This is a genomic window from Planotetraspora mira, from assembly GCF_016863275.1.
GTDB classification, from domain to species: domain Bacteria; phylum Actinomycetota; class Actinomycetes; order Streptosporangiales; family Streptosporangiaceae; genus Planotetraspora; species Planotetraspora mira.
The window spans coordinates 407,176-433,320 of sequence record NZ_BOOO01000013.1; the positions used below are offsets into that span (position 1 = coordinate 407,176).

The 26,145-nt window shown below is 70.8% G+C and carries 19 protein-coding genes; 10 read left to right on the top strand and 9 right to left on the bottom strand.

All coding sequences use genetic code 11. The features are described from left to right. Positions 1–86 precede the first annotated feature (86 nt). The gene (locus Pmi06nite_RS13075) at positions 87–1,049 is read left to right on the top strand and encodes a TIGR03560 family F420-dependent LLM class oxidoreductase (protein ID WP_239113863.1); all 963 of its coding nucleotides are present in this window, start codon (positions 87–89) and stop codon (positions 1,047–1,049) included. On the opposite strand, the gene Pmi06nite_RS13080 is transcribed toward Pmi06nite_RS13075, so the two are convergent. The 5 genes from Pmi06nite_RS13080 to Pmi06nite_RS13100 form a co-directional block, all read right to left on the bottom strand. Further along, positions 1,021–4,629, bottom strand: coding sequence for a glycosyl hydrolase family 2 protein (locus Pmi06nite_RS13080; RefSeq protein ID WP_203953197.1), 3,609 nt, complete (start codon positions 4,627–4,629; stop codon positions 1,021–1,023). The genes Pmi06nite_RS13075 and Pmi06nite_RS13080 overlap by 29 nt on opposite strands. Continuing rightward, entirely contained in the window at positions 4,626–5,441 is an 816-nt protein-coding gene (locus Pmi06nite_RS13085; RefSeq protein ID WP_203953198.1) for a carbohydrate ABC transporter permease, read from the bottom strand. The genes Pmi06nite_RS13080 and Pmi06nite_RS13085 overlap by 4 nt, the downstream gene beginning before the upstream one ends. Continuing rightward, complete coding sequence (locus tag Pmi06nite_RS13090; protein ID WP_239113864.1) at positions 5,438–6,361, bottom strand: carbohydrate ABC transporter permease; 924 nt, start codon at positions 6,359–6,361, stop codon at positions 5,438–5,440. The genes Pmi06nite_RS13085 and Pmi06nite_RS13090 overlap by 4 nt, the downstream gene beginning before the upstream one ends. Before the next feature lie 85 nt (positions 6,362–6,446). Continuing rightward, the gene (locus tag Pmi06nite_RS13095; protein WP_203953199.1) at positions 6,447–7,763 is read right to left on the bottom strand and encodes an extracellular solute-binding protein; all 1,317 of its coding nucleotides are present in this window, start codon (positions 7,761–7,763) and stop codon (positions 6,447–6,449) included. Beyond that, positions 7,760–10,438 carry an alpha-L-rhamnosidase gene (locus Pmi06nite_RS13100; RefSeq protein ID WP_203953200.1) on the bottom strand — a complete coding sequence of 893 codons (2,679 nt, stop codon included), beginning with the start codon at positions 10,436–10,438 and terminating at the stop codon, positions 7,760–7,762. Before Pmi06nite_RS13100 ends, Pmi06nite_RS13095 begins: the two co-directional genes overlap by 4 nt. Before the next feature lie 123 nt (positions 10,439–10,561). Here Pmi06nite_RS13100 and Pmi06nite_RS13105 point away from each other — a divergent pair, with 123 nt between their 5' ends. From Pmi06nite_RS13105 to Pmi06nite_RS13135, 7 genes are all read left to right on the top strand, one after another. After that, positions 10,562–12,037, top strand: coding sequence for an FGGY-family carbohydrate kinase (locus tag Pmi06nite_RS13105; RefSeq protein ID WP_203953201.1), 1,476 nt, complete (start codon positions 10,562–10,564; stop codon positions 12,035–12,037). Further along, complete coding sequence (locus Pmi06nite_RS13110) at positions 12,034–12,621, top strand: histidine phosphatase family protein (RefSeq protein WP_203953202.1); 588 nt, start codon at positions 12,034–12,036, stop codon at positions 12,619–12,621. Before Pmi06nite_RS13105 ends, Pmi06nite_RS13110 begins: the two co-directional genes overlap by 4 nt. Before the next feature lie 34 nt (positions 12,622–12,655). Then, the gene (locus Pmi06nite_RS13115; protein WP_203953203.1) at positions 12,656–13,441 is read left to right on the top strand and encodes a DeoR/GlpR family DNA-binding transcription regulator; all 786 of its coding nucleotides are present in this window, start codon (positions 12,656–12,658) and stop codon (positions 13,439–13,441) included. A gap of 61 nt (positions 13,442–13,502) precedes the next feature. Then, a complete protein-coding gene (locus Pmi06nite_RS13120) occupies positions 13,503–14,525 on the top strand; it encodes a 2-hydroxyacid dehydrogenase (protein WP_308442496.1) in 1,023 nt (340 codons plus the stop codon). Continuing rightward, the gene (locus Pmi06nite_RS13125; protein WP_203953205.1) at positions 14,522–15,934 is read left to right on the top strand and encodes an FGGY-family carbohydrate kinase; all 1,413 of its coding nucleotides are present in this window, start codon (positions 14,522–14,524) and stop codon (positions 15,932–15,934) included. The genes Pmi06nite_RS13120 and Pmi06nite_RS13125 overlap by 4 nt, the downstream gene beginning before the upstream one ends. 154 nt (positions 15,935–16,088) lie before the next feature. Next, positions 16,089–18,332 (top strand): xanthine dehydrogenase family protein molybdopterin-binding subunit, encoded by a 2,244-nt coding sequence (locus Pmi06nite_RS13130; RefSeq protein ID WP_203953206.1) that lies wholly within the window; start codon positions 16,089–16,091, stop codon positions 18,330–18,332. 11 nt (positions 18,333–18,343) lie between these two features. Beyond that, positions 18,344–18,799 carry a (2Fe-2S)-binding protein gene (locus Pmi06nite_RS13135; RefSeq protein ID WP_203953207.1) on the top strand — a complete coding sequence of 152 codons (456 nt, stop codon included), beginning with the start codon at positions 18,344–18,346 and terminating at the stop codon, positions 18,797–18,799. A 220-nt stretch (positions 18,800–19,019) separates the two neighbouring features. Here the strand turns inward: Pmi06nite_RS13135 and Pmi06nite_RS13140 are convergent, their stop codons facing one another. The 4 genes from Pmi06nite_RS13140 to Pmi06nite_RS13155 all read right to left on the bottom strand — a co-directional run bounded on the left by Pmi06nite_RS13140 (position 19,020) and on the right by Pmi06nite_RS13155 (position 23,109). Further along, a complete protein-coding gene (locus tag Pmi06nite_RS13140; RefSeq protein ID WP_203953208.1) occupies positions 19,020–20,204 on the bottom strand; it encodes an LVIVD repeat-containing protein in 1,185 nt (394 codons plus the stop codon). A gap of 3 nt (positions 20,205–20,207) precedes the next feature. Next, entirely contained in the window at positions 20,208–21,293 is a 1,086-nt protein-coding gene (locus Pmi06nite_RS13145; RefSeq protein WP_203953209.1) for an ABC transporter substrate-binding protein, read from the bottom strand. Between the two features lie 107 nt (positions 21,294–21,400). Next, the gene (locus Pmi06nite_RS13150; RefSeq protein ID WP_203953210.1) at positions 21,401–22,237 is read right to left on the bottom strand and encodes an ABC transporter permease; all 837 of its coding nucleotides are present in this window, start codon (positions 22,235–22,237) and stop codon (positions 21,401–21,403) included. Further along, positions 22,234–23,109 (bottom strand): ABC transporter ATP-binding protein, encoded by an 876-nt coding sequence (locus Pmi06nite_RS13155; RefSeq protein ID WP_203953211.1) that lies wholly within the window; start codon positions 23,107–23,109, stop codon positions 22,234–22,236. Before Pmi06nite_RS13155 ends, Pmi06nite_RS13150 begins: the two co-directional genes overlap by 4 nt. Before the next feature lie 366 nt (positions 23,110–23,475). Between Pmi06nite_RS13155 and Pmi06nite_RS13160 the strand changes: the two genes are divergently transcribed. Then, the gene (locus Pmi06nite_RS13160) at positions 23,476–24,108 is read left to right on the top strand and encodes an acyl-CoA-like ligand-binding transcription factor (RefSeq protein WP_203953212.1); all 633 of its coding nucleotides are present in this window, start codon (positions 23,476–23,478) and stop codon (positions 24,106–24,108) included. A 100-nt stretch (positions 24,109–24,208) separates the two neighbouring features. Then, entirely contained in the window at positions 24,209–25,825 is a 1,617-nt protein-coding gene (locus Pmi06nite_RS13165) for an FAD-dependent monooxygenase (RefSeq protein WP_203953213.1), read from the top strand. Positions 25,826–26,145 lie beyond the last annotated feature (320 nt).

Sequence of the window (26,145 nt, forward strand, 5' to 3'; positions counted from 1 at the left end):
GCCACTTGCTCTGCATAGTGAGATCACCGCGGCTGATCACTTGAGGTGCCGCCCCGAGCACATCCTGACGAAGGTGGAGCGGTCACGTGGAAGGCAGAGAAGGGATCAGGCTCCGCGTCCTCATGGAGCCCCGGCACGGAGCCCGTTACGAGGACATCCTGGCGCTGGCGCTGGCCACCGAGCGGGCCGGGTTCGACGGGTTCTTCCGCTCGGACCATCTGCTCGGCGTCGACCCGGACGACCCGGCCTATCGGCCCACCGACTGCTGGACGACGCTCGGCGGGCTGGCCAGGGACACCGAGCGGATACGGCTCGGCGCGCTGATGAGCGCGGCGACGTTCCGGGCCCCCGGCCTGCTGGCGACCGTCGTCGCGTCCGTCGACGAGATGAGCGGCGGCCGTGTCGAATTCGGCGTCGGCACCGGCTGGTTCGCCCGGGAGCACGCCGCGTTCGGGTTCCCGTTCCCGGACACGGGCGAACGGTTCGACCGGCTCGAGGAACAGTTGGAGATCATCACCGGGTTGTGGCGTACACCCTTGGGAGACGAGCAGGGATTCTCCTTCGAGGGAGTCCACTACCGCATCGAGGCCAACCGCACCCCGCCGCGGCCCTTCCAGTCGCCGCACCCGCCGATCCTGATCGGCGGCACCGGGCCGAAGCGGACTCCGGCCATCGCGGCCAGGTACGCGTCCGAGTTCAACGCGGGTCTGGGCGGCGACCTGCGTGAGCAGATGGCGACCTTCACCCGGGCCTGCGAGGAGATCGGCAGAGACCCGGGCGAGCCGCGGCGGTCGGCGTGTGTGCCCGTCGCCTGCGGGTCGACGCCCGCCGAGGTGGAGCGCCGGGCCGAGGGCATCGCGCCGTTCTTCCGCGGCGTCGCGGCGATCGGCTCTCCGGACCAGGTCGCCGAACACCTCGCGGGTCTGGGGGAGATCGGGTTCGACACGGTCTACCTGTTCATCTTCGACATCCACGACCTGGACCACATCGCCCAGATCGGCGCCGAGGTCCTGCCGCACCTCACGGCGACGAAGGTCGCGGGCCCGTGAGCCGCACCTGAGCCGAGGAACGCAGGCGGACGGGGCCGAACAGACCTGTCACCCGCTGGCCGGGGAAGACGAAGTGGGTGGGGCTCACGGCTGAGAGGTACGGCGCCAGCGTGCCGAGCACCAGGATCTCCACCTCGTTCTCCCCTTCGGCGAGATCGAGGTCGAAGACGTACGGCGAGCACACCCGGATCCCCGCCAGCCTCCCGTTGAGGATCACCTCCGCCGTGCCGCGCACCCGGCCGAGGTCGAGCACGGCGGGGCCGCCGGGCGTCCCCTCGACGGCGACACCGGTCCGGTAGCGGACGCCGCCGCTGTACTCCGCCAGCCCCTGCCCCTGCCAGTCGCCGAGCCGGATCGTCGCCGGACGGCAGGTGAAGCGGATCGGTCCCGTCAGCGCCGCGCCGCCCTGGAATCCGGGTTCGCCCACGACCCGGAGTTCCACGCGGGCCGCCGGGCCGTCCAGCGCGACGACCGGGCCCTCGCCCAGGATGACGTCGCCACTGTGCACGGTGACACGGCCGTGCGCGGGGACCTCCATCGCGACGGCGCCGGGAGGTACGTCCACCCAGAGCCGCTCGACCCGCTCCTCGTCGGCGCCGGGAACGGCGAGGACCGCGGGCAGCGCCGTCGCGCCGGATTCGATCCAGCCCGCTCCGGGAAGCGGATGCGGGCGCCTGTGCAGGTGCAGCGAGGCGGGATCGCCGTGTTGCCGCCGTCGCACCCGGGCCTTCCAGCCCGGCCCCGAGACCGCGAGGCCGTCGACCAGCACGGCTCCCTCCGATTCGACGGACACCGAGTTGGGGCCGGGGCGCAGCAGTTGGGCGACGTCGTAGCGGCGCACGCGGGGGATCTCCGCCTCGGCGTAGGGGTCGAAGCCGCCCTGCCGGCCGGCCTCCGCACCGTTGACCCGGACCACGCACGGAGCCATCGAGGCGACCTGGAGCGGCTCGTACGGAGGTTCCGCGACGTGGACGACGGTCTCCATCACCGAGCCGGTGATCCACTCGGGGCGTCGTGCCGCGGCGGCGTCCCGCACCAGGGAGACGTGCGCACGCAGCGTCAGGTCCTCCTCCGGGGCGAGCCTCAGCAGCAGCAGGTGGCGGCCGGGTTCCACCGGCGTCCGTCCGACGGCGAGATAGCCGGCGTCGTCGAGCGGCGTCTCCTCATCGTCGATCCAGGCCGTCTTCGCGGCGGCGGCGCCCACGACCAGCGTCCCCTCCTCCGGCACGTCCAGGAGGGTGCGAACCCACGTGACCTCGCCCGCGGCCACGGCGCCGAAGTCCAGGAACTCCTCCGGCACGTGACCCTTCGGCCCGAGGGTGTCCCGGTGGACGGGGTCGTGGTCGATGCCGCGCGCGGTGGAGTAGACGGCGGGCCGCCAGCCCTCGTGCACGGGCGGCGGCACGGACGCGGGGACCGTGCACCACAGGGCGTGCGGCCCGAATGTGGCCCGGACCGCCGCGCCGTCCGCGTCCTGCAGCGTCCAGCGTTCGAGCTCGGCGTCCTGACCGGCGCGGCCGAAGTCCCCCCAGGTGTCGTCGAGGGTGGGGACGAGCTCCATCTCCCAGACGTCGCCCAGATCGAGTTCACGCGGGTGCACCGGCGCCGGAGGGTCCGCGGGGACGTCGTCGCCGGTGAACAGCAGCAGCGCCGCAGGCCCGTCGTCGAACGGCACGACCACCTCGACGGCGTCGCCGGTCCTCGTGTACGGCAGAGCCCGCATCCGCCCGCTGAAGGGGCCCACCAGCATGGGCGTGCCGCGGACGCCCCTGACCGTGATCCGCATCTCGGGGACGTACCGGCCGGGGTCGAAGTCGTAGCCGACGTCCAGCCAGCCCAGCTCCACACCGCGTTCGCCGGGGCTGCCGACACTCACGTCGCTCGCCCTCGGGAAGGCCGCGGTGAGGAAGACCACCGTGGTGCCCTCCACCTCACGGACGAGGGGAGGCACAGGCGCCTCGACGCGCGGGACGTACCCGTCGAGAGCCTCGCCCAGGAGGTCGGGGGTGGGGACGAACCTCGCCTGACCGGCGGCGAACCGGTCGCGCAGGCGGGCGACCGGACCGTCCGGCGAGGTGGGCTCGGGAAGGGCGCCGACGGCGACGAGCCGGCCGCCGGCCTCCGCGAACGCGTCGAGACGTTCGGCGGTCCGCTCGTCCAGCACGGTGCAGGCGGGAAGGACGATCACCTGGTAGGCCTCGGTGGAGACCGTCAGCCTGCCGTCCACGACCGACGCGCGCCACACCGACTCGTCGTCGATCGCGTCGGCGTCGAGGCACAGCCGGTCGAGCGCTCCGGGCACGGTCTGGAACCATGCCATGTCGCCGACCAGCTCGCGGTACACCCGCTGGGCCCGCGCGGCGTCCTCCGACGCCGACAGCGAGCCCGGCGCGACCCCCGCCTGGGAGGTGCCGGTGGGGAACAACACCGCGATGTCGCAGAGGTGGCGGCCCAGGGAGAGCGCCGCGCAGAGCCGGGTGACGGCGTCGGCGAAGACGTGGTGGTGACGCCAGTACGGCTGGCGCCAGTCGGTCGACGGCGGAGCCCATTCCCACCAGCCGGCCTTGGTCGTGTAGTAGACGGCGTGCGGGTTGTAGAGCGTGGCTCCGGCGCGCAGCCACGGCAGCAGCCAGTCGAAGGTCTCCTCCAGCGTGCCGCCCCAGCCGCTGGAGTGGAACGACTCGATCCAGGTACGCGGCCGGCCGTACAGGTGGGCGAGCGAGGAGTGCAGACGAGCGTCGCCGTGGTGGTCGGAGCCCGGCGCGCCGAACCAGCGGTGCGTGCGGGTGTAGTCGGCGTAGAGCTGGACGCCCTCGACGGGGTGCCCGGCGCGCGCGGGGTCCTGCTGGTCGCAGCCGTGCAGCAGGCCATGCTTGTCGTGCCACTCGGCGAGCGGCCGGAAGAACGCCTCCTCCGCGAGCTCGGCCCGGGTGCGGTGGTAGTCGCGCCAGACGGGCGACCCTTCCCCGTGGCCCGCCGCGGCCCGGCCTTCCGGGAATCGGGGGAACTCGTAGCCCCTCCGGGTCGCGAACTCCTCGGCGAACGAGTCCGACCAGGTGGGCACCGAGGGCAGCTCGTCCTGGAAGGACCCCACGATGACGTCGCCGAACCAGTGGCCGAGGCGGCGCTCGAACTCGCCGTGGACCCGGTCGATGAGCGTGGCGCAGGCCTCCGGCGACAGGTAGTCGAAGCCGCGGCGGGACACTCCGCCGTCAGCGCCCAGCCACTGCCCGGCGAAGGAGGGGCTCTCCTGGACCAGCCGCGCCTGGATGTCGGCGCCGGAGAAGCCGAGCTGGTCGTAGAACCACAGCGAGACGCCGAGTTCGGCCGCGTCGGCGCAGACGCCGCCGAGCAACTCCCACCACTCCTCGGAGAAGAAGGGCGGGTCGTCGGCGTCCGAGCCGAACAGCGGCCCCGACGGCGCGAGGTTGAGGATGACCAGGTTGTGCACTCCGCCGGAGGTCAGCCGTTCCATCTGCCAGCGGAGCCGGTCACGCCGCAGCGGCTCCCCGCTCCACCACCAGATGGCGGCGGGGGAGTGGCTGCGCGGCGGGTGCCGCAACACGTCGAAGAGGTTCATCCCTTGAGTCCGCTCGAGAAGCCTTTGATCACGTAACGCTGGAGCAGCAGGAAGACCACCACGATCGGCAGCGCGGCGAGGACCAGGCCCGCGAAGACCAGGCCGTAGTCGGACACGTACTGGCCGACGAAGCTGAAGATGCTCACGGGCACGGTCTCGAACCCCGAGCCGCCGAGGTACAGCAGTGGCGTGAAGAAGTCGTTCCAGATGAACACGGCGTTGAGGATCAGGACGGTGCCGGTGATGGGGCGCAGCAGCGGGAAGACGACCTTGGTGAAGGCCGTCAGGTGCGAGGCGCCGTCGATCTGGGCGGCACTGGCGTACTCACGGGGCAGCGCCCGGATGAACCCGGTGTAGAGGAACACCGTGAAGGGCAGTTGCACGCCCGTGTAGAACACGATCATGCCGAGGTGGGTGCCGATCAGGCCGAGGTCGGTGATCAGCCGGTAGAGCGGGATCATGCCGAGCTGGAACGGCAGGACGATGCCCAGCAGGAACAGGATGTACAGCCCGTAGCCCAGGCGGGACCGGACTCGAGCCAGGAAGTAGGCGGCGAACGACCCGAGGGCGATCAGCGCCACCAGGCTGACGACGGTGATCACCGTGCTGTTGATCAGCGACGGGCCGAGCGCGGCCGACGACCACGCCGAGGCGAAGTTGTCCAGAGTCGGCGACGACGGGACCGCGAGCGGCGACTCGGCGATCTGGTCAGGGCTCTTCAGCGACAACGTGACCAGCGCGTAGACGGGGAAGAGGAACGCCACCGCCACCGCGATCATGACGATCTCCAGGAGGAAGGTCCGTGCCTTCACTGGGACACCTCCCGGGAACGCAGGTAGTAGATCTGGACGAACGACACCGCGGCCACGAACAGGGCGAGCACGAGGGCGATCGCCGTGCTGTAGCCGAACTTGCCGTAGACGAAGGCCTGCTTGTACAGGACCGTCGAGAGGGTCTCGGTGGCGTAGCCGGGGCCGCCGTTGGTCGCCGCGAAGACCTGGTCGAACAGCTTCAGCCCGCCGATGGTCGACAACATCAGGTTGATGGTCACCGCCGGGGCGAGCAGGGGCCAGGTGACGTACCTGAAGCGCTGCAAGGTGCCCGCTCCGTCGATCATCGCGGCCTCGTGCAGTTCCCTGGGCACGCCTTCCAGCCCGGCCAGGAAGATGACCATGGAATATCCGGCGTACTGCCACACGACCATGCCGGCGATGGACCACAACGCGACCGACGGGTCGCCGAGCCAGTCCACATGCAGGCCGAACAGGCCGTTGAGCCCGGCGGAGGGGTCGGGGTTGTAGATGTACTTCCACAGGAAGGCCACCATGACCGGGCTCACGACCACGGGCGAGAAGAAGACCACCCGGAGCAGCGCCCTGCTCTTGATCTTGGTGTTGACGCCCAGCGCGAGGAGCAGGCCCACGACGTTCTGCACGACGACGACGGCCACGGTGAGCAACAGGGTGTTGCCGAGCGAGCCGAGCGCCTGGTCGTCGTGCAGGATCGCGCTGAAGTTCGACAGGCCGACGAACGACATGTCCCCGCCGATGCCGCTCCAGTCGGTGAAGGCGTAGACGACCCCGGCGATGCTCGGGTAGAGCACCACGACCGCGTAGACGAGCAGTGCCGGGGCGGCGAACAGCCATGGCGGGGTCATTGCGCCGAAACGGCGCCTTCCGGGCTTCGCCGCCGGGGCGGCGGACGTCCCGGCCTGTTTGGTGATGACGCTCACCGCTCCTCCTCGCCCGGCGCCCCGGCCGCCCGCGGGGGGCGGCCGGGGCGGGCATCGCCCTCGCCGTGCCTGATCGCTCGTTCACTCACTTGGCGTAGGCCTCGTCCATCTTCTTCAGTGCGCCGTCGATGTCGATCTTTCCGGCGAGCAGGTCCTGGATCACCGCGAAGTGGGTGGGCTGCACCTCGGCGTTGGGCCACCGCTGGTCCATGAACGGCACCGCCCGGTCCTTGGTGAGCGGCAGGAACGACTCGAGCGCCGGGTCGATGGTGGAGCCGGCGTCCTGGGTCAGCGGGATCGCCGCGATGGCCTTGGCCCACCGGTTGATGTTCTCCTGCTTGCCGAGGAAGTCGATGAAGGCCTTGGCCTCCTCGACGTTCTTCGACTTCGCGCTGGCGCCGAGGCCGACCACCACACCGGCGGGGATCCAGACCTGGGCGGGGTCGTCCGCGCCGGGCAGGGGGAACATCGACAGGTCGTCGGGCGTCGTGGCCGCGTCGCGGAAGGCCTGCAGCACGGCCGACACCTGGATGGCCATGCCCGCCTTGCCGGTCGCCACCATGGATGTCTGCTGCTCGTAGGTCGTCCCGTTCGGCTTGTCGTTGAAATACCCCCGCTTCTGCAGTTCCAGGTACATCTCCATGGCGTCGCGCCAGCCCGACTGGGCGAAGCTGGTCTGCCCGGCCGCCTGCTTGTCGTCGAAGGTCGGGTCCTTGGCGTACACGGTGGAGGGCACGAGCGCATAGGTGATCAACTGGGTGACCCAGGGGGTCTGCGCGCCGAGCGCGATCGGGGTCACGCCCGACTTCTTGATCTTCTCGCAGACGTCGAGGAACTCGGTCCACGTGGTGGGCGGCTGGTCGACCCCCGCCTTCTCGAAGACCTTCTTGTTGTAGATGGCGCCGATGACCGAGGATCCGGCCGAGTAGATGTAGGTCTTGCCCTGGAGCTGGAAAGCGGGCTTGAATCCGGTCGGGATGGTGGTCGTCCACGCCTGGGAGGACAGGTCGGCCAGCAGGCCGGCTCCGGCGATCTGCGCCATGGACATCGCGCTGCCGTTGCCGGGATACACCACATGCAGGTCGGGGGCGTTGCCCGCGCCGAGCTGGGTGCGGAGCGAGGTCTGCACCTGGTCGGTCGGCGCGTACGACGTCGCGATCGACACCCCCGCCTTGGCCTGCCGGTACGCGGCGACCAGGTCCTCCATGGGGACCTTCTCGTCGGCCACGCCCACGAACTTCAGATCGACGGACGCACCGGCACCGGCGCCCGACGTGCCTCCCGTCGACGGCCGGGTCGAGCAGGCCGTCAGCAGCGCGGCCGTCGCCGCGCCGCCCATCAGGCGGAAGAACTGGGAACGGCTGATCCTGGCTTCGATCAGCCGGTCGGTCTCACGGGTCATGCTGTCTCTCCTCGGACTAGCGTGAAACTGTGGTCCCCCGAGGTCACCCTGCGCGTGGTCCCACCGGGCAGGTGCACGGTGGCGGTGGCGCCGGGCGGGATGGTCGCGTCGAGCCGGAAGCCCTCAGGCGAGCGCTCCCAGCGGACGCCGACCGTGCCGCGCACCGACTCGTAGCTCGCCTCGGCCCAGTCCAGGTCCCCGGGACTCGGCCTGACGACCAGCTCGCGGTACGCGGTCGAGGTGGGCGCCTGGCCTATCCCGGCGACCCCGCTGTACAACCACTCGCCCACCGAACCGAGCGCGTAGTGGTTGAACGAGTTCATCGACGGCGCTCCGACGCCGTCCCACCGTTCCCACACGGTGGTCGCGCCGCTCCTGACCTGGTGCAGCCAGGACGGCGGCCCCGTACGGCCCAGCAGCGCGTGGGCCAGGTCGTCGTGGCCGTGCGCGGACAGCACCGGGCACAGCAGGCTGACGCCGAGGAACCCGGTCTGGAGGCCGGAGGCCGCCACCAGTTCCGCGAGCCGGTCCGCCGCGGGCGCGACCGCCTCCTCCGGCAGCAGGTCGAAGGCGAGCGCCAGCAGGTATCCCGTCTGGGTGTCGCCCGCGACCCGTCCCCCCGCGTCGACGAACTCCTTGACGAAGGCCTGCCGGATCCCGGCGGCCAGCGCGTCGAGGTGGTCGGCGTCGCCGTCCCTGCCGACGACCCGTGCGGCACGCGCGGTGAGGGCGGCACTGCGCTGGAAGTAGGCGGTGCCGATCAGCGGCCGGGGGGTGGGCGGCCCGGGGGACAGCCAGTCGGCGAAGTGGGGCCCGACGCGGTGCCGCCAGATCAGGTCGGGGTTGTTCCTGTGCACGAAGCCCACCCAGCGGGCCATCGCCTCCACGTCGAGGAAGGCCGGGTCGCCGTAGACGCGGTAGAGGTGCCACGGCACCAGCACCCCGGCGTCCGCCCAGCCGGGCGCGCCCTCGTCGGCCACTCCGGTGAGAAGCGGCGCGACGTTGGAGAAGCCCCCCTCGGGTGACTGCGCGTCGGACACGTCGTCCAGCCATTTCGCGAAGAAGGCCGCGACGTCGGCGTTCAGGCAGGCGGTCGGCAGGAAGACCTGGGCGTCGGCGAGCCAGCCCAGCCGCTCGTCCCGCTGCGGGCAGTCGGTCGGGACGCTCACGAAGTTGCCGCGCTGGCCCCAGCCGATGTTGGCGTGCAGCCGGGTGATGTCCGGATCCGAGCACGCGAAGCGGCCCGCCCACGGGATGTCGCTGTGCAGGACCACGGCGTGGACGTCGCCGAGCTCGTCCAGACCGGTCACCTCGGCGTAGCGGAAGCCGTGGTAGGTGAAGCGGGGTTCGAAGACCTCGGCGCGCCCGGCGGAGATGAAGACGTCGGTCGCGTCGGCCGTCCTGAGGTTGGCGATGTGGAGGCGATCGCCGATACGGGGGTCCCCGTGCGGCGTCGGCCCCTCCAGCGTCTCGCCGTGCCGGACGCTCACGCGCCGGCCCTCGGGCAGGGCCGGTACGGCCAGGCGCACCCGGCCCGCGATGTTCTGCCCGAAGTCCACCAGATGGACGCCGGGGGCGAGCCGGGTGACCGATCGCGGGGCGAGCCGCTCGAACGCCCGCACCGGTTCGTCGCGGGAGGCGACGAGCGACGAGTGGTCGTCGCCGGCGACCGTCGCCGGAAGCCAGGCGGAGTCGTCGAAACCCGGCCGGTCCCAGCCGGGCGTCTCCAGGCGGGCGTCGTGGCACTCGCCCTTGAGCAGGTCGGCGTACCGGATCGGGCCGCGGGCGGTGCGCCACGCGGGGCCGGTGGCGACCACGCGGGTGGACCCGTCGTCGTAGGAGAGGTGGAGTTCGGCGACGAACTCGGGGAACGGGCCGTAGTGCTGCCCGGCGCGGCGGGGGGCGAATCCGACGAAGCCGCTCCACCACCCGTCGGCGACGGTCGCCGCGAGCACGTTCTCCCCGTCGCGGACCAGTGCGGTGACGTCGTACACCTGGTATTGGATCCGGCTGCGATAGTCGGTCCATCCTGGAGCGAGCTCGGCGTCGCCGACCCGCTCGCCGTTGAGCCGGGCCTCGTACAGCCCCCTGGCGCTGACGTAGAGCCGGGCGCGGGCCGGGACGGGCGCGGAGAACGCGTGCCGCAGCCGGGGACAGGCCAGCAGGCCGTGGTCGTCGAGGGCCTGTTCGCCCCGTGTGGGCGGGTCGACGGGCTCGACCCGGGAGGGATCGTGCGTTATCCAGGAGGCCGTCCACGTGTCGTGTCCCGTCTCGAACCACGATTCGGCGCTGCCGCGCGTTCCGTCCTGCGCCCAGACGGTGACGTGCCATCCGTACCGCGTGCGCGGGCGCAGGGCCGGCCCCGCGTACCGGACGCCGACGGACGCGGCGTCCTCGACCCGCCCGGTGGACCAGACGGAGGTGCCCGGCCGGGTGAGATCGGTGACGTCGACCTGGTAGGCCACCGGGTCGTCGCCCGCCTGCCGCGAGGCGAGACGCCAGGACAGCAGAGGCGCGGGAGCCCCGAGGCCCATCGGCTCGGTCCGGTGCTCGCAGCGGAGCCCGTACGGCGCGAGCCTGGCCGGTCGATCGGGTACGGCGGGGACGGGGATCGGCGCGCCGGGGACGGAGGCGCCCGTCGCAGGGACACCGGGGCCGGGCACGTCACCGAGCATGTACTCGCTCCTCGCTACGCTTTTGTTAAATATCACGGACTATGGTGTGATTTTGTGATCGGTGGGTGGAGACTATGAGCCACCCCTTCGGGTGTCAAGAGCATGAGAGGACCGCCATCACACATGGGTTCTGAGAACTTCGCAGGCGATCCTGCGTGGGTTGGTATCGACATCGGCACCCAGGGGGTGCGGGTGACGATCGTCGACTCCGATGGTGTGCCGCTCGCCACGGGGTCGGCCCCGCTGGAGAGCCGGCGCGGCCCCGGCCGCAGTCACGAGCAGGATCCGGAGGAGTGGTGGGCCGCCACCGTCGCGGCGTGCGCCGAGGCGACGGCCTCCGTCGACGCCGGGCGGATCAGGGCGCTCGCGGTGTGCAGCACGTCCGGGACGGTCCTGCTGGCCGACGGCGACCTGCGCCCCATGTCTCCCGCGCTCATGTACGACGACAGCAGGGGCGGTCCCTACGTCGACCGGGTGACCGAGGCGGGCGCGGCGGTCTGGGACGAACTGAGCGTGCGCATCCAGGCGTCGTGGCCGCTGCCCAAGCTGCTCTGGCTGGCCGACCACCACGGATTGCCGTCCGGATCCCGGTTGCTTCATTCCGCGGACTTCGTGGTCTCGCGGCTGGCGGGAGAGCTCCTCGCCACCGACTCCAGCCACGCGCTGAAAAGCGGATACGACACCCTGGCGGAGCGCTGGCCCGAGGAGGTGCTGCTGCGCCTCGGCCTGCCGCCCTCCATGTTCGGGCCCGTCGTCCGGCCGGGCAGCCCGATCGGGCGGGTCGGGGCGGCGGCGGCCGCGCGGACCGGGCTGCCGGCCGGATGCCTGATCGTCGCCGGCATGACGGACGGCTGCGCGGGGCAGATCGCGGCGGGCGCGCTCGCTCCCGGTCAGGGAGTGTCCGTGCTGGGCACCACGCTGGTGCTCAAGGCGGTCAGCGAGCGGTTGCTGCACGACTCGGCGGGCGCCGTGTACAGCCACCGGCACCCCGACGGCGGCTGGTTGCCCGGCGGGGCCTCCAACGTCGGCGCCGGAGCGCTCACCGCCGCCTTCCCCGGACGTGACCTGGCGGACCTCGACGCCCGTGCCGCCGCGTACGAGCCCGCGGCCGAGATCGTCTACCCCCTCACCGCGAGAGGCGAGCGGTTCCCCTTCTACCGGCCGGACGCCGACCCGGTCGCCGTGGGAAAGGCGCGCGACGAGGTGGAGCACTACGCGGCGCTCCTGCAGGGCGTCGCCTACGGCGAGCGCCTCGGTCTCGCCGCGCTCGCGCTGCTCGGTGCACCGGTCACGGGCACGCTGGCGCTCACCGGAGGCGCCACGCGCAGCCGCTACTGGTGCCAGCTCCGCGCCGACGTCCTCGGGATGGCCGTGGAGATCCCCCGATACCCGCAGGCGTCGGTCGGCATGGCGGTGCTCGCCGCCTCGTCGGGCGGTTCGCTGAGCAGTACGGCGGGCCGGATGGTGCCGCCGGGGGAGCGGATGGACCCGCGTCCCGACCGCGTCGAGCGGTTCGACAAGAGCTTCCGCCGCCTCGTCGAGGCACTGGCGGAGCGCAGGTACCTCACCTCGGAACTCGCGGAGAAGGCGGTCGCATGACCACGATCTATCTCGCCCGGCACGGCCGTACGGCCTGGAGCGTGCAGGGGCTGTACACCGGAGTGAGCGACATCGGGCTCGACGACGAGGGGGCCCGCCAGGCCGGAGCGCTGGCCTCCTGGGCGGCGAGGGCCGAGCCGGACGAGGTGGTCTCCTCGCCGCTCGTGCGCGCCGTGCGCACCGCCTCGGGGGCGGCCGCGGCGGCGGGGGTGGAGCTGCGCACCGATCCCCGGCTGCGCGAGCTCGACTTCGGGATCGCGGAGGGACGGCGCCGTTCGGAGCTGGACCCCGAGGTGGTCCGCGATTTCGAGGCCGATCCCGCGGCCTGCCCGTTCCCCGGCGGCGAGGATCCGGCGGCGGGGGCGGACCGGTTCACCGCGTGCCTGGCGGAGCTCGGGCCGGGCCGGATCCTGGTGGTCGCGCACAACACGATCCTGCGGCTCGCACTGTGCCGACTGCTCGGCATCCCCCTCGCGGACTACCGCAGGCGGCTGCCGCGGATCGATCACGGGTCGGTCACCGAGGTGGGCTTCGGGCCGGAGGGAGCGGCGCTCCGTAGCTTCAATGTGCCCCTGGGTGGTTAATATGCCTGATCTACAACGTCTTGGAGCGCGACAGGTGAACTCCCGTCAGCACGCCGCCACAGGTGCCGCCCGTCGTCAGGCGATGGCCGAACACGTGATGCGGCAGGGTTCGTCCTCGGTGACAGAGCTGGCCGAGACCTTCTCCGTCAGCGTGATGACGGTGCACCGCGACCTGGACGAACTCGAGCGCCAGGGGATGGTGCGCAAGTTCCGCGGAGGCGCGACCGCGCAGGCGTCGTCGGTCTTCGAAAGCAACATCGTCTATCGGCTGACCGCCCACCAGGAGGAGAAGGAGGCGATCGCCCGCTACGTCGCCGGGCTCGTCGAGCCGGGGAACTCCATCATGCTCGACGACTCCACCACGGCGCTGGCGGTGGCCCGCCACCTGGGGGACGTCACCCCGCTGACGGTCGTGACCAACTTCCTGGAAGCCATCAAACTCCTCACCGGCGTGCCCGGCATCCGGCTGATCGCCCTGGGCGGGGAGTACCACCCGACGCACGACTCCTTCCTCGGCGTGGCCTGTGTGGACGCGGTGGAGGCGATGAACACCGACCTCGTGATCGTGTCGACCTCGGCCGTCTCCGACCGCTACGCCTTCCACCAGGAGCAGGAGATCGTCCTGGTGAAGAGGGCGATGCTGCAGTCGGGAACGCGGCGGATCCTGGCGATCGACCACAGCAAGCTCGGCCGGGTGGCCCTGCACAGGGTGGCGCCGTTGGACGTGTTCGACACCATCGTCGTCGACTCGCTCGCGCCCGGCGAGGCGATCGACCGACTGCGTGAACGGCATCTCAACGTCGAGATTGCGGAGATTTAACACCCGTTCTGTTATTTATCACATCACTCCGGTAGCGTCTGTGGACATGTCAGGACTTAATGTGCTTGTGGCTGGAGATCACTTCATCCGGCCGCGTGCCGTCTCCGGGGCGCTCAGGGAGGCTCTGGGCGACCATATTGCGGTCACCGAGTTGGTCGGCCCCTGGCCCATCGAGCCGTTCGGCACGGTGGCCGAGGTGAGTGAGGCCTCGGGAGACGAGGACGAGCTGATCTCCAACCTGCCGGGCGTCGAGATCGCGATCACCCAGATGGCCCCCTTCACCGCGCGGGTTCTGGCCGGTGCCCCCGACCTGCGGCTGCTCGTCGTCACCCGAGGCGGGCCCGTCAACGTCAACCTGGAGGAGGCGGCGGCCCGCGGCATCGCGGTCTCCTGCACGCCCGGACGCAACGCCCCCGCGGCCGCCGAGCTCGCCGTCGCGCTGACGCTCGCCGTGCTGCGCCGCCTGAAGGACGTGCACGCGACCATGGCCGCGGGCGAGTGGCGCTCGGACCTCTACGCGTACGACCGGTGCGGAGGCGAGCTGGACGGGACCGAGGTCGGGATCGTCGGGTTCGGCGCCATCGGCCGGCGCGTGGCGGCGGTGTTCGACGCGCTCGGCGCCAGGGTGCTGGTCGCCGACCCGTTCGCGGACTCCGTCCCCGAGGGCATGACCCTGGTCGGGCCGGCGGAGCTGCTCGACCGCTCGCAGGTGGTCAGCCTGCACGCGAGGCTCACCCCCGAGACCCACGGCATGATCGGCGGGGCGGAGCTGGCCCGGATGCCGGAGGGCGCCGTGCTGGTCAACACCGCACGCGGCGCGCTGGTGGACACCGACGCGCTCACCTCGGCGCTGAAGTCCGGGCACCTCGGCGGCGCGGGCCTGGACGTCTACGATCCCGAGCCGCTCCCTGCCGACCACCCGCTGCGGGCCCTGCCGAACGTCCTGCTCGTCCCCCATCTCGCGGGGGCCACCCGGCAGACGGCGGACCGGGCGATCCGCATGGCCGTCGAGGAGGTGGCCCGGTGGACCGCCGGGGAGCCGCTCGCCTACGGGGTCTCCGGCCCCCGGAGGAGGTCCCGTTGATCGTCGGAGTCGATGTCGGCACATCCGTCACCAAGGCGGTCGCCTTCACGATGGACGGCGAGGTCGCCGCCGTGGAGGCGCACCCCACTGCGCTCGGTCATCCCGCGCCTGGACAGGTCGAGCAGGACGCCGAACAGGTGGTCACCTCGGTCGGGAACGTCCTCGCGGGGCTCGGCGTGCAGCGGCCACGGGCCGTCGGGATCACCGGGCAGGGAGACGGGCTGTGGCCGCTCGACGCCGCCGGCTCGCCCACGGCGCCGGCCGTCTCGTGGATGGACGGCCGCGCGGGCGAGGTCGTGGACGCCTGGATGGCGGACGGCACCTTCGAGACGTTGTTCCGGCGTACCGGCAACGCGCCCTTCCCCGGCGCGGGAGCGCCGCTGCTCGCCTGGCTCGACCGGTTCCGGCCCGGCGTGCTCGACCGTACGGCGACCGCCGCCCACTGCAAGGACATGGTCATGCAGCGGCTCACCGGAGTCCGCTGCACCGACCCGTCCGACGCCTCCAACCTGTTCACCGATCCCCGCACGGGCTTGCGGGACCACACGCTCGTGGACCTGTGCGATCTCGGGCACCGGGCCGATCTGCTGCCTCCTGTCGCGGACATGCCGGTCGGGGAGTTGCAGGCCGCCGTCGGTGGCCTGCCCGCGGGCCTGCCCGTCTCCGCGGGGCCGTACGACCTGCCCGCCTGCGCGGTCGGCGCGGGTGTCGCGAGACCGGGCGACGGCCTGCTCATCATCGGCACGACCCTGGCCTGCGAGGTCCAGGTGGACCGGCTCGACCTCTCCGGGGAACCGGCAGGTCAGACGCTGCTCTACGGCGGGCCGGGGGGAGCGGGCGGATGGCTGCGCGCCATGCCGGCGATGACCGGCACGGCGGCGCTCGACTGGGTGCTCCGCCTGGTCGGCGCCCGGCACGACGAGCTGGACGGCCTGCTGGCGCAGAGCCCGCCCGGCGCGAACGGCGTGAGATTCCTGCCGTACCTCTCCCCGGGAGGCGAGCGCGCGCCGTTCGTCGACCCTGGCGTACGCGGACGTCTCGACGGGCTCGAGCTGGCCAGAACGCGCGCGGACGTCGTCAGGGCCGCGTGTGAGGGCCTGGCCTTCGCGGCGAGGCACTGCTTCGAGGCCGCGGGGCTCACCGGTGAGGTGGCCGCGTGCGGCGGGGGCACCGGGTCGGAGGCGTGGCTCCAGGTCTTCGCCGACGTGCTCGGCCGTCCGCTGCGGGTGGCCAGAGGTCCGGAAGTGGGCGCCAGAGGTGCGGCGCTGGTCGCCGCCCGCCGGTTCGGCATCGAGTTGGACGAGTCCGAATGGACCCGGAGCACGCGATGGTACGAGCCGGGTCACGACTACGAGGACGGCTACCGGCGCTACCAGGCGGACGTCACCGCTCTCCGCTCGTCCATGTGATCCCCCGGTATTCGGGGCGGCCGATCGCCTCGTCCGTGCCCGCTTGCGGAGATTTCCGGGCCGGTACTGCGGAACATCACATACCGGAACCGTGACGGTGCGACGATGCTCCGTACCCGTGAGTCACCCCAGCGTCTGGTGAGAGGGGATTTCCATGGGCAGTCCCACCAAGAGCGCCGCCGAACACGACGACGGGGCGGTCGGCCGGCGCCGGTTCCTGACCTTCCTGGTCGCCGCCCCGACGTTGACGCTCGCGACGACGAACCTGGCCCCGGACGGGATCGGCACGGCGGCCGCCGAGGCGGGAGTGCCCGGCCTGCCGCAACCCGCGGACATCATGGACCTCGGCGACGTCCTCATCCTCGCTGGAACGCCGACGGCGCACCTGCTGGTGCTGGAGGTGACCGAGGACGGCGAGGCCCACTTCGAGTTGCCGCGCGCCGAGGTCGGCCAGGGCATCACCACGGCGGTGGCGATGCTGGTCGCCGAGGAGCTGGACCTCCCGCTGTCGAAGGTACGGGTACGGCTCGCCGACGCGCGGCCCGAACTGCTGATGAACCAGCTCACCGGTGGTTCCAACACGATCCGCTCGGTCTACGGTCCCGTGCGCCGGACCGCCGCGGCCGCGCGGGCACGTCTGGTCGCCGCGGCGAGCACGCGATGGGACCTGTCACCCGACCGACTCGTCACCCGTGACGGCGCGGTCGTCGCACCGGACGGGCGGACGGCCTCCTACGGCTCCCTCACGGGCCTCGCGGCGACGCTGCCGCTGCCGGGCCTGACCGTCAAACCGAAGCCGGAGTCCGAGCACACCCTGGTGGGCACCCCGACCTCGCGGATCGACGCCCGCGCGATGGTCACCGGCACCATGCGGTACACCCTGGACCTCGACGTGGCGGGCGCCAAGCCCACGATGGTGCGGCGGCCGCCGACGATCAACGGCACCGTGCGATCGGTGAACAACGAGACCGCGGTGCGGGCCATGCCCGGCGTGATCGACCTCGCCGTCGTCCCGACCGGCGTCGCGGTCATGGCCGAGACGTTCGGGCAGGCGCTGGACGCCAAGGACGCGCTGGACGTCAGCTGGAACGACGGGACCGTCGACGCCCTGTCCGACGCCGACATCCGCAAGCGGCTCCGTGCGGCCGCCCTGCCGTTCGTCGTGCCGCCGCTCCTGACCCGGCACGTCGACGCGGAGTTCGACTTCGCCTTCGTCAGCCACGCGCCGCTGGAGACCAACTCCGCGATCGCCGACGTGCGCGACGACCGGGCCGAGATCTGGGCCGGGCTGAAGTCCGCGATCGTCGCCAAGCAGACCATCGCCGCCGCGATCGGCCTGCCGGAGGATCGTGTCACCGTACATGTGAGGCAGAGCGGCGGCTCGTTCGGCCGCAGGCTGTTCTTCGATGGTGCGCTCGAAGCGGCGCAGATCTCCAAGGCCATGGCCAGGCCGGTCAAGCTGATGTGGTCGCGGATCGACGACATGCGGCACGGACGGGCCCGTCCGGCGACGCATCACAAGATCCGCGCCACCTACGCGCTCGGGCAGGTGCTCACCTACGAACATCGGGTGGCCGCCGTGGAGACCGATTTCCGGCACGGTCTCGGCGAGATCCTCACGGCCACCGCGGCCCGGCTCCCCGTCGCCGGAAACCTGAGCTTCGCGCAGACGGTGTTCCTCACCACCGTGAAGGTGCCCTACGACTTCGGCGTCGTGACCGAACTGCTCAACGAGGTGCCGCTGAAGATGCACACCGCGAGCTGGCGGTCGGTGTATTCGGCCAACACCCGCGGCGCCGAGGAGATCCTCGTTGACGAGCTGGCGAAGCGAATGGGCAAGGATCCCGTCGCGTTCCGCCGCGCGTTCCTCAAGACCGACCGGCAGCGGAGGGTCCTGGACAAGGTCGCCGCCGCGGGGAACTGGGGACGCACCATGCCGGCGGGGTTCGCCCAGGGAGTGGGCTTCCACGACGAGTACAAGTCGTGCACCGCGTGCCTGGTCGAGATCGACGCGCGCGACCCGGGGAAGCCGCGGGTGGTCCGAGCGGTGATCGCGGCGGACGTCGGCCGCCCGATCAACCCGCGCGGGCTGGAGGCGCAACTGCTCGGCGGCCTCACGGACGCGATCTCCACGACCCTGCGGGCGGGCCTGCACATCGACAGGGGCCTGCCGCTGGAGGGCAGCTACTCGCAGTTCCACTACGCGCGGCAGAAGGACTCGCCGACCGACGTGCGGATCTTCATCATGCCCGCCGACGGTGAGCCGGGCGGCGCGGGCGAGCTGGGGGTTCCCGCCGCGGTCGGTGCGATCGCCAACGCCTACGCGCGGGCCACCGGGACCAGCCCGCGCAGCTTCCCGATCAACTTCGACGTCGACTTCACCCCGTTCCCCCGCTGAGGAGGCAGACCGTGCCGACCTACACCTTCGCCGTGAACGGGAAGACCGTCACCGTCGACGCGCCCGCCGACATGCCCCTGCTGTGGGTGTTGCGCGACAAGCTCGGCGTGACGGGTCCGAAGTACGGCTGCGGCATCGACGTCTGCAAGGCCTGCACCAGCCACCTCGACGGGGAGGCGGTCAACCCGTGCGTCGTCCCGGTGTCCGAGGCGGCGGGCAGGAAGGTGACCACGATCGAGGGGCTCGCCGACGGCGACACGCTGCACCCCGTGCAGGAGGCCTGGCTCGAGGAGGACGTGGCCCAGTGCGGCTACTGCCAGCCCGGGCAGATCATGGCCGCCGTGGCGTTGCTCAGGAAGAACAAGAACCCCACCGATGCCGAGATCGACGCGATCCAGAATGTCTGCCGCTGCGGCACGTACTTCCGCATCCGGGAGGCGATCAAGCGGGCGGCGGCGAAGATGTAGCGCGTTCCGCGTTCCGCGTGCCATCACGACAGGTGTCATCACTGCAGGTGCCATCGCAATCGGTTGCATGACATGACCCGGAACACCGGTGGCAGGGTGTCGAAGGTTCACCTGCTGCGGCTCGTGCGGATCACGGCATCTTGGCGTGCAACCGATTGCGATGGCCGTTCACCTGAAAGACGAGGCCCGGCGTCTCACTGGGCCTCGTCGTCAGAGGCGATTACGCACGCGCCTCCTCCATCAGCGCGGCCAGGGCCGGCTCCGGCTCGAGCACGAACAGCCCGCCATGGGTTCGGTCGGTCACCCAGATGAGCCCGCCCTCGTCGACGAACAGGTCGTTGGCCTGCGGCGCCTGCTGACCGGGCGGCGTCTCGGAGACCCAGTGTGCGATCTCACGGGGTTCATCCGGATCCTCCAGGTCGTAGACGCGCACGCCCGCGTTGAAGTACGTCGCGAAGATGAGGCGTTCGCTCCGGTAGGACCCCTGTCGGTTCTCGTGCAGGTTGTGCGGTCCGAAGCGCATCGGCAGGTCGTCGTACGGACCCTCCGGATGCGGGACGGCGCCGCGGTACGACGGCTCGGCCGGATCGGCGACGTCCACGAGGTGGATCCGCCGCTCGGGAGCGCTTGGGCCGTCGTGCTGCTGCTCGTCGGTGACCACGAGGAGGTCGCGGCCGGGCAGCGGCAGGCACGTGTGCGTCGCACCGCCGCCCCACTGGCACCGGCCGATCATCTTCGGTGAGGCCATGTCGGAGACGTCGAGCACGACCAGATTGGCATCGTCGAAGCCGAGATAGGCGACGTCGCCGGAGGTGAGGGCATGGTGAGCGGCGTAGCGCCGGCCGGCCGGCCAGTCCGGACGCTCGCCGCCCGCCTCCCACTGGCCCGGCCACCACCAGCGCCCGGCCTCGACGGGACGCGCCGGATCGGAAAGGTCGACGGCGACCCAGATGCGGTCCCTGAAGCCGTCGGGCACCGCCGACATGTGGGCGTACCTGCCGCCTTCCCACACGATGCGGTGGACGCCCTTGCCTCCCGACTCCCAGAACGCGATCTGCTCCGGGGCGAAGGGGTCCTTCAGGTCGTACACCGCGAGGCCCGCCGAGTGTGGACCGAGCGGCCCGGTCGGCCGGTACGGAAAGCGCTCGTGGTTGACGAGCAGCAGTCCGCCGGCCACCTGGACCTTGTGCGTGTGGGTGTTGTCAGGAGCGGGCCACTGGTCCACCAACCGGGGACGCAGGGGGTCCGCCACGTCGAGGATCGAGGTGCCCATCCGGGACGTTCCGCTGTGGCCGACGTAGAGGGCGTCGCCTTCGCGCATCACCTGCATGCCGTCGCCGCTGCCGGCGAGGTCGTGGTGGGCGAGAAGCCGGAGTCCCTTGGCGGCAGCCGTTCCCACGCTCATGGCTCACACGTTCCCGAGAGCGGGCCTGAACGGCAGGCCCAGGATCTTCTGGGCGCGCCAGAGCGGGACGAGGTAGGTGTACGCGCGCCAGTCCGTGCCCTCGGGGACCGACTTGAACCCGATCTGGTCCGCGATGAACTTGTCCATGTCGGCGGGGTCGAATCCGCCGTCGGCCACGTGGTAGTCCGTGGCGTTCTCCGCCGAGTACGCGTCGGCGAACTCCGGCGGAACGTCGAAGCCCTTCTTCACCATCAGCGCCAGGACCTCGTCCTTGTTCGCCTGGTTCGTGATGAACTGCCGTGCCTTCAGCGTGGCCGTGAGGAACGCCGTGACGGTCTCCGGGCTCTCCGTCAGCAGCTTGTTGGCCGCCCACCCGTTCTGCGGCACCTTGCGCGTCTCCTCGAACAGGAACTTGCCGCCCTCCTTCTCCAGCACCTTGCGGTGGCGGAGTTGCAGGCTGGCGCCGTCGACCACGCCGGCGATCACGGACTGGAGCCGCTCGTTGGACTGGCCGCCGGTGCTGACGATCTTGACGTCCTTGTCCGGGACGACACCGTTCTTGGTCAGCAGTTCCCGCAGGATCGCGTCGTTGCGGCTGTTGAACTGGCCGCCCGTGATCGTCTTGCCCTTCAGGTCCGCGGCCGTGTTGATGCCCTTGTGGACGCCCAGGATGTTGGCCTCGCCGCCCAGGTAGACCGACAGGAAGCGGACTCCCGTGTTGCTCTTCTTGGCAGCGGCGATCGTCGTGTCGGAGTCGTAGAGCGACATGTCGAGCGAGCCGCCGATGAGGGCGGGCAGCGGGTCCTCGATGGTCTTGATCTCGACGTTGTCGATGCCGACCTCCTTGAAGTACCCCTTCTCCTGTGCCACCAGGATGTCCTCGTGGAACAGGTAGTACGGGTTGTCGACGCCGACCACGAGGTTGTGCTTGACCTTGGTCGTGTCGATCGTCGCGTCGATGTCGTCGGCGCTCGCCGGGGCGCTCTGGTTCGCGGCGTTCGGGGCCTTGTCGCCTCCGCCCGCGCCTCCGCAGGCCGCGACGAGGACGGTGAGGCTGAATACGGTGAGTAACTGCTTGGATCTGTGCATCGTGACTCCTGGGCGTCGTCCCACGGAAGCGGCTGTGGGAAGTGGGGGATGGCGAACCGCGCCGGCCCTGGGGGGTGAGGAAATCCGAGAGATGCGGGTGGAGAGATCTATGCGCGTGAGATGTCGCGCCACGGCGCCGCGTGCTGTTCGAGCCAGCGCATCGCCTGTACCAATCCGACGGACATGACCGCGAGAAGAATCAAGGTCGCGTACAACATCGGGGCGTCGAACTGCTCGCCCGCCTTGTCCAGCAGGAAGCCGAGTCCGTTCCCTCCGCCACCGAGCAGTTCACCGATGAGCATGCCGACGAGTCCGCGGGCGATGCCCTGGTTGACGCCGGAGATCACGAACGGGAGCGTGTACGGAAGGATCACCTTGAGGTAGATCTGCGGTCTGCTGGCCCCGAACACCTCGCCCGCTCGAACCAGTGAAGGTTCGACCGTCTTCACACCCGCCATGCAGTTGACCATGATCGGGAACACGGCGGACAGAACGATGATCGTCAGCTGCATGGAATTGCCGAATCCCATGATCAGGATCAGCAGGGGGATCAGGGCGACGCGGGGGAGCGAGGTCATCGCCCATACGTAGGGACTCAGGATCAGGTCGGCGACCTTGCTCGCACCCATGAGCAGGCCGACGGGGATGCCGATCACCGCGGAGATCGCCAGACCGATGAGGAAGTTCGACAGGCTGTGGCTGAGCTGCGGCCAGATCGTGCCGTCGGCGAACCCGTTGAAGAGGGCGGCGAACATCTCGGTCGCCCGCGGGAAGAACAACGCGTTGATCACTTCGGCGCGGGCGACGAGCTCCCAGATCACGAAGAAGATGGTCAGGTTGACCACGGTGATCGCGACGTTCTTGAGCCGCGCGAACCGGCTGACGTGAATGCTCTCGATCTGCTGATCGTTCGTGCGCGTGGCGCCCTGGATCGTCTCGGTCATCGTGATGCGCCCTCCTGCTTCGCGCCCAGGGCCTCGTCCGCCAGAAGCGACCACAGGTGACTGCGTATCTCTCCGAACCTGGGCGACCGCTGGACGTCGGCCTGTTCGTCGAATCGCGGACGTGGGAGGTCGACGTCGATGACTTCCCTGATGGTGCCGGGCCGCTTGCTGATGACCACGATGCGATCGGCCAGCAGGATGGCCTCGTCGATCGAGTGCGTGATGAAGACGACCGTCTGCCGGGTCTCGGCGATGATCTTCTCCAGTTCCGCCTGCATGGCCTCACGCGTCATCGCGTCCACCGCGCCGAACGGCTCGTCCATGAGCAGGATCTCGGGCTCGGTCACCAGGGCGCGTGCGATTCCGACTCGCTGCCGCATGCCTCCGGACAGCTCATGCGGGTAGGACTTCTCGAACCCCGTCAGCCCGACGAGTTCGAGTGCCTGCGCGACGCGTCCGGCCTGCTCGGACTTCGGCACGTGCCCGCGACGGTTCTCCATGGCGAACCGGATGTTCCGTTCGACCGTTCGCCAGGGTAGGAGCGCGTAGTCCTGGAAGACCATCGCCCGGTCGGCGCCCGGGCCGGTCACCTCACTGCCGCGTACTCGTACGGAACCTTCGATCGGCTTGACGAAACCCGCGATCAGATTGATGAAGGTCGTCTTCCCGCAACCGGACGGTCCGACGATGGCGAGGAATTCGCCCGGCCGTACTTGGAGTGAGACGTCGCGTAATGCGATGAGTCGTGTGTGTTCTCGCCTGTTGTCATAACCCGCGGTCACATGTGCCGCCTCGATGAGCGCCGGTTCCGGCGCCTTGTCATCCGCGGCGCGCTGTGCGCCGGGCGCACTGTGGGCCTCTACTTGCCCCATCCCAGCTCCCTGCTCAGATCAGCGTGTTTTCCTGCGTCTGGCGTTGACCGCTGCAATCGGTTGCGCCGACGGTACCCAACGGGTCCATTAGCGTCAAGAAGGTGTATACGCATTATTTGGGCTGCAGGAAGCTCACCTCGGCCTTCAGAAAATGAATGGCTCGCAATCGATTGCGAAATGAGATGTGGTCCAAGGGGGACCGCCGGCCGCGGCGTGTCCACGTGTGCCGATAGCGCTCCCGTGCCGACGGTCCGCCGCCGATCGCGTGCGGGGCGGATCGGCCGACGGGAAAGAAATTTGCTTACTACGCATATTTGCTGAGTCCGCATATTTGCTGGGCGCGCAACTTCGGTTAGTGTGTGTGACATGAGCACTGAGGACGGCGCGCGGGTCGGACTGCGAGAGCGCAAGAAGCGCGAGACCAGGGCGACGCTCAGCTGGGCGGCCGTCACGCTCACGGTCGAGCGCGGGTTCGACCGCGTAAGGGTGGAGGACATCGCCGAGGCGGCGGGGGTGTCACCGCGCACGTTCAACAACTACTTCTCCAGCAAGGCCGAGGCGATCGTCGCCCGCCACCTCGACCGGTCCCTTCGGGGGGCGGAGATACTGCGGGGCCGCCCAGCCTCCGAGCCGCTCTGGGAGTCCATCGCCCACGCGGTGCGCGCGCAGTTCGAGCCGCCGCCGGAGACGGTCGCGCGCCAGGTGACCGACCCTCAGCAGTGGATCGCCGGAGTGCGGGTGATGGTCGCCGAGCCGGCGTTGCAGGGAGAGTTCCTGCGGGCCGGAGCGCTCGCCGAGGCCGGGATCGCCGCCGCGGTGGCCGAGCGCACCGGCACCGACGTCAACCGTGACCTCTATCCGAACCTGGTGGCCGCCGCCGTCACGGCCGCCGTCAACGTGACCATGCAGCACTGGCTGCGCACCGATCCGCCCGTGGAGATGCAGCGGTTGTTGTCCGAGGCTCTGGCGCAGTTCGCCGCGGGTCTGCCCACGCCGTAGCACGGGCCCGTCCTCCAGTACGCGGCTAGTACGTCAACCCGGCGCCGCCGGGTCGATTCACCGTGCGCGCGTCGCGCACCCGTACTCAAAGGATCTTGTCATGCCCATCGACGTCGTCATCGCCGGTGCCGGTCCGAACGGCCTCATGCTGGCCTGCGAGCTGGCCCTGGCCGGTGTCCGGCCCATCGTCCTCGAGCGACTGTCCGGCCCGTCCGGCGAACAGCGGGCCAACGGGCTCGTCGGCCAGGTCGTGCGGATGCTCGACCGCCGCGGCCTGCACGAACGGCTCAGCGGCACCTCCGCGCCGCCGCGCCCGGCGCCGGCCTTCATGTTCGGCGCGTTCTCGCTGGACCTGGCCGCCCTGCCCGACAACCCCGTCTACCTGCTGATGGTGCCTCAGCGCCGCATCGAGGAGATGCTGGCCGAGCGCGCCGCCGAGCTCGGGGTCGAGATCCGGCGGGGTCACGCGGTGACCGGGCTGACCCAGGACTCGGGCGTGGCCACGGTCGAGGTGACGGGTCCCGAGGGGCCGTACCGGATCGAGGCGCGCTTCCTGGTGGGAGCCGACGGCGGGCACAGCGTGGTCCGCAAGCTCGCCGGGATCGGCTTCCCCGGCGTGACCACCGATCGCAGGATCTCTCGCAGCGCCCACGTCACCATGCCGGCCGAGCTGATCGATCCGGTCGGCGGCGGGCTGGTCATCCCCGGCTACGGTACTGTCCCGCCCTTCATGCACCACCGCACCGAGCGGGGGCTGCTCACGTTCGCGCCGTTCCCCAGCGGCCCGTCGATGGTGAGCACGACGGAATTTCTGCCGTCCGGCGACGACGCCGCGTTCGAGGAACCGCTCACGATCTCCGAACTGCGCGACAGCGTCCGGCGGGTGCTCGGCGTCGATCTGCCGATCGGTCCGCCGGAAGGGCCCGGGCCGCACATGCTGCGGCGGCTGACCGGTGGCAACACCCGGCTGGCCGACCGATTCCGTGCCGGACGGGTCCTGCTGGTCGGAGACGCCGCCCACGTCCATTCGGCGATGGGCGGCCCCGGGCTCAACCTGGGCCTGCAGGACGCGATCAACCTGGGCTGGAAGCTCGCCGCCGAGGTGCGCGGGTGGGCGCCCCCGGGGCTGCTGGACAGCTACGAGGCCGAGCGCCGCCCGGCCGGCCAGCGGGTGACCATGCACACCCAGGCGCAGGGCGTGCTGGTCGGCCCCGGCAGTGAGATCACCGCGCTCCGTGAGCTGTTCGGCGAACTGCTGGAGGACCGGCACACCGTGCAGCGCCTCGCGGACCTGATAGCCGGCGCGGGCATCCGCTACGACATGGGCGCGGTCCCCGCCGACCCCGCCGCGGCCTCCCTGACCGGCCGCTGGGCGCCTGACCTGCTGCTGCACACCGAGACCGGTACGGTACGACTCGCCGAGCTGACCCGCGACGCCCGGCCCCTGCTGCTGGACCTCACCGACGGCGGGACGCTCGCCGACTCGGTGGCACCGTGGCGTGACCGGGTCGACGTCGTGACCGCGCGATGCGAAGACCCGAACGTCACCGCGTTGCTCCTGCGGCCGGACTGCTACGTCGCCTGGGCGTCGGCGGCACCCGGTCCGGACGGCCGGCAGCGGGAGGAACTCCGGTCGGCGCTCACCCGTTGGTTCGGGCACCCCGCAGGGGCCGGGGACGAGGCCGTCGGCCAGCCGTCCGCCGACGCCAGGATCTGACGCTGCCTGCCCGGAGATCGAGGAGATCACGCGTCGTCTACCCGTCAGCCCGTCTACTCGTGCGCCGTTCACCCGTCCCCTTCGTAGGTCCGCTTCTCGCGGCGCACGCTCTCTCTGGCCCCCGCATCTCTCCGGCACGCGCTTCTCTCTGGCACGCGCCGGCGGCTGTGCGCGTCTGGTGTTGCTACTCAGGGTGGTTGGTCTGACGGGTCGTCGCCCGCAGCGGTTGGGGCAGGTCGTCCGCGTGCCGTGTATCTGGGTCGTCCGGTGTATCCGGGTCGTCCGGGTGGTGTGTATCCGGGTCGCCTGGTGTAGGTGAA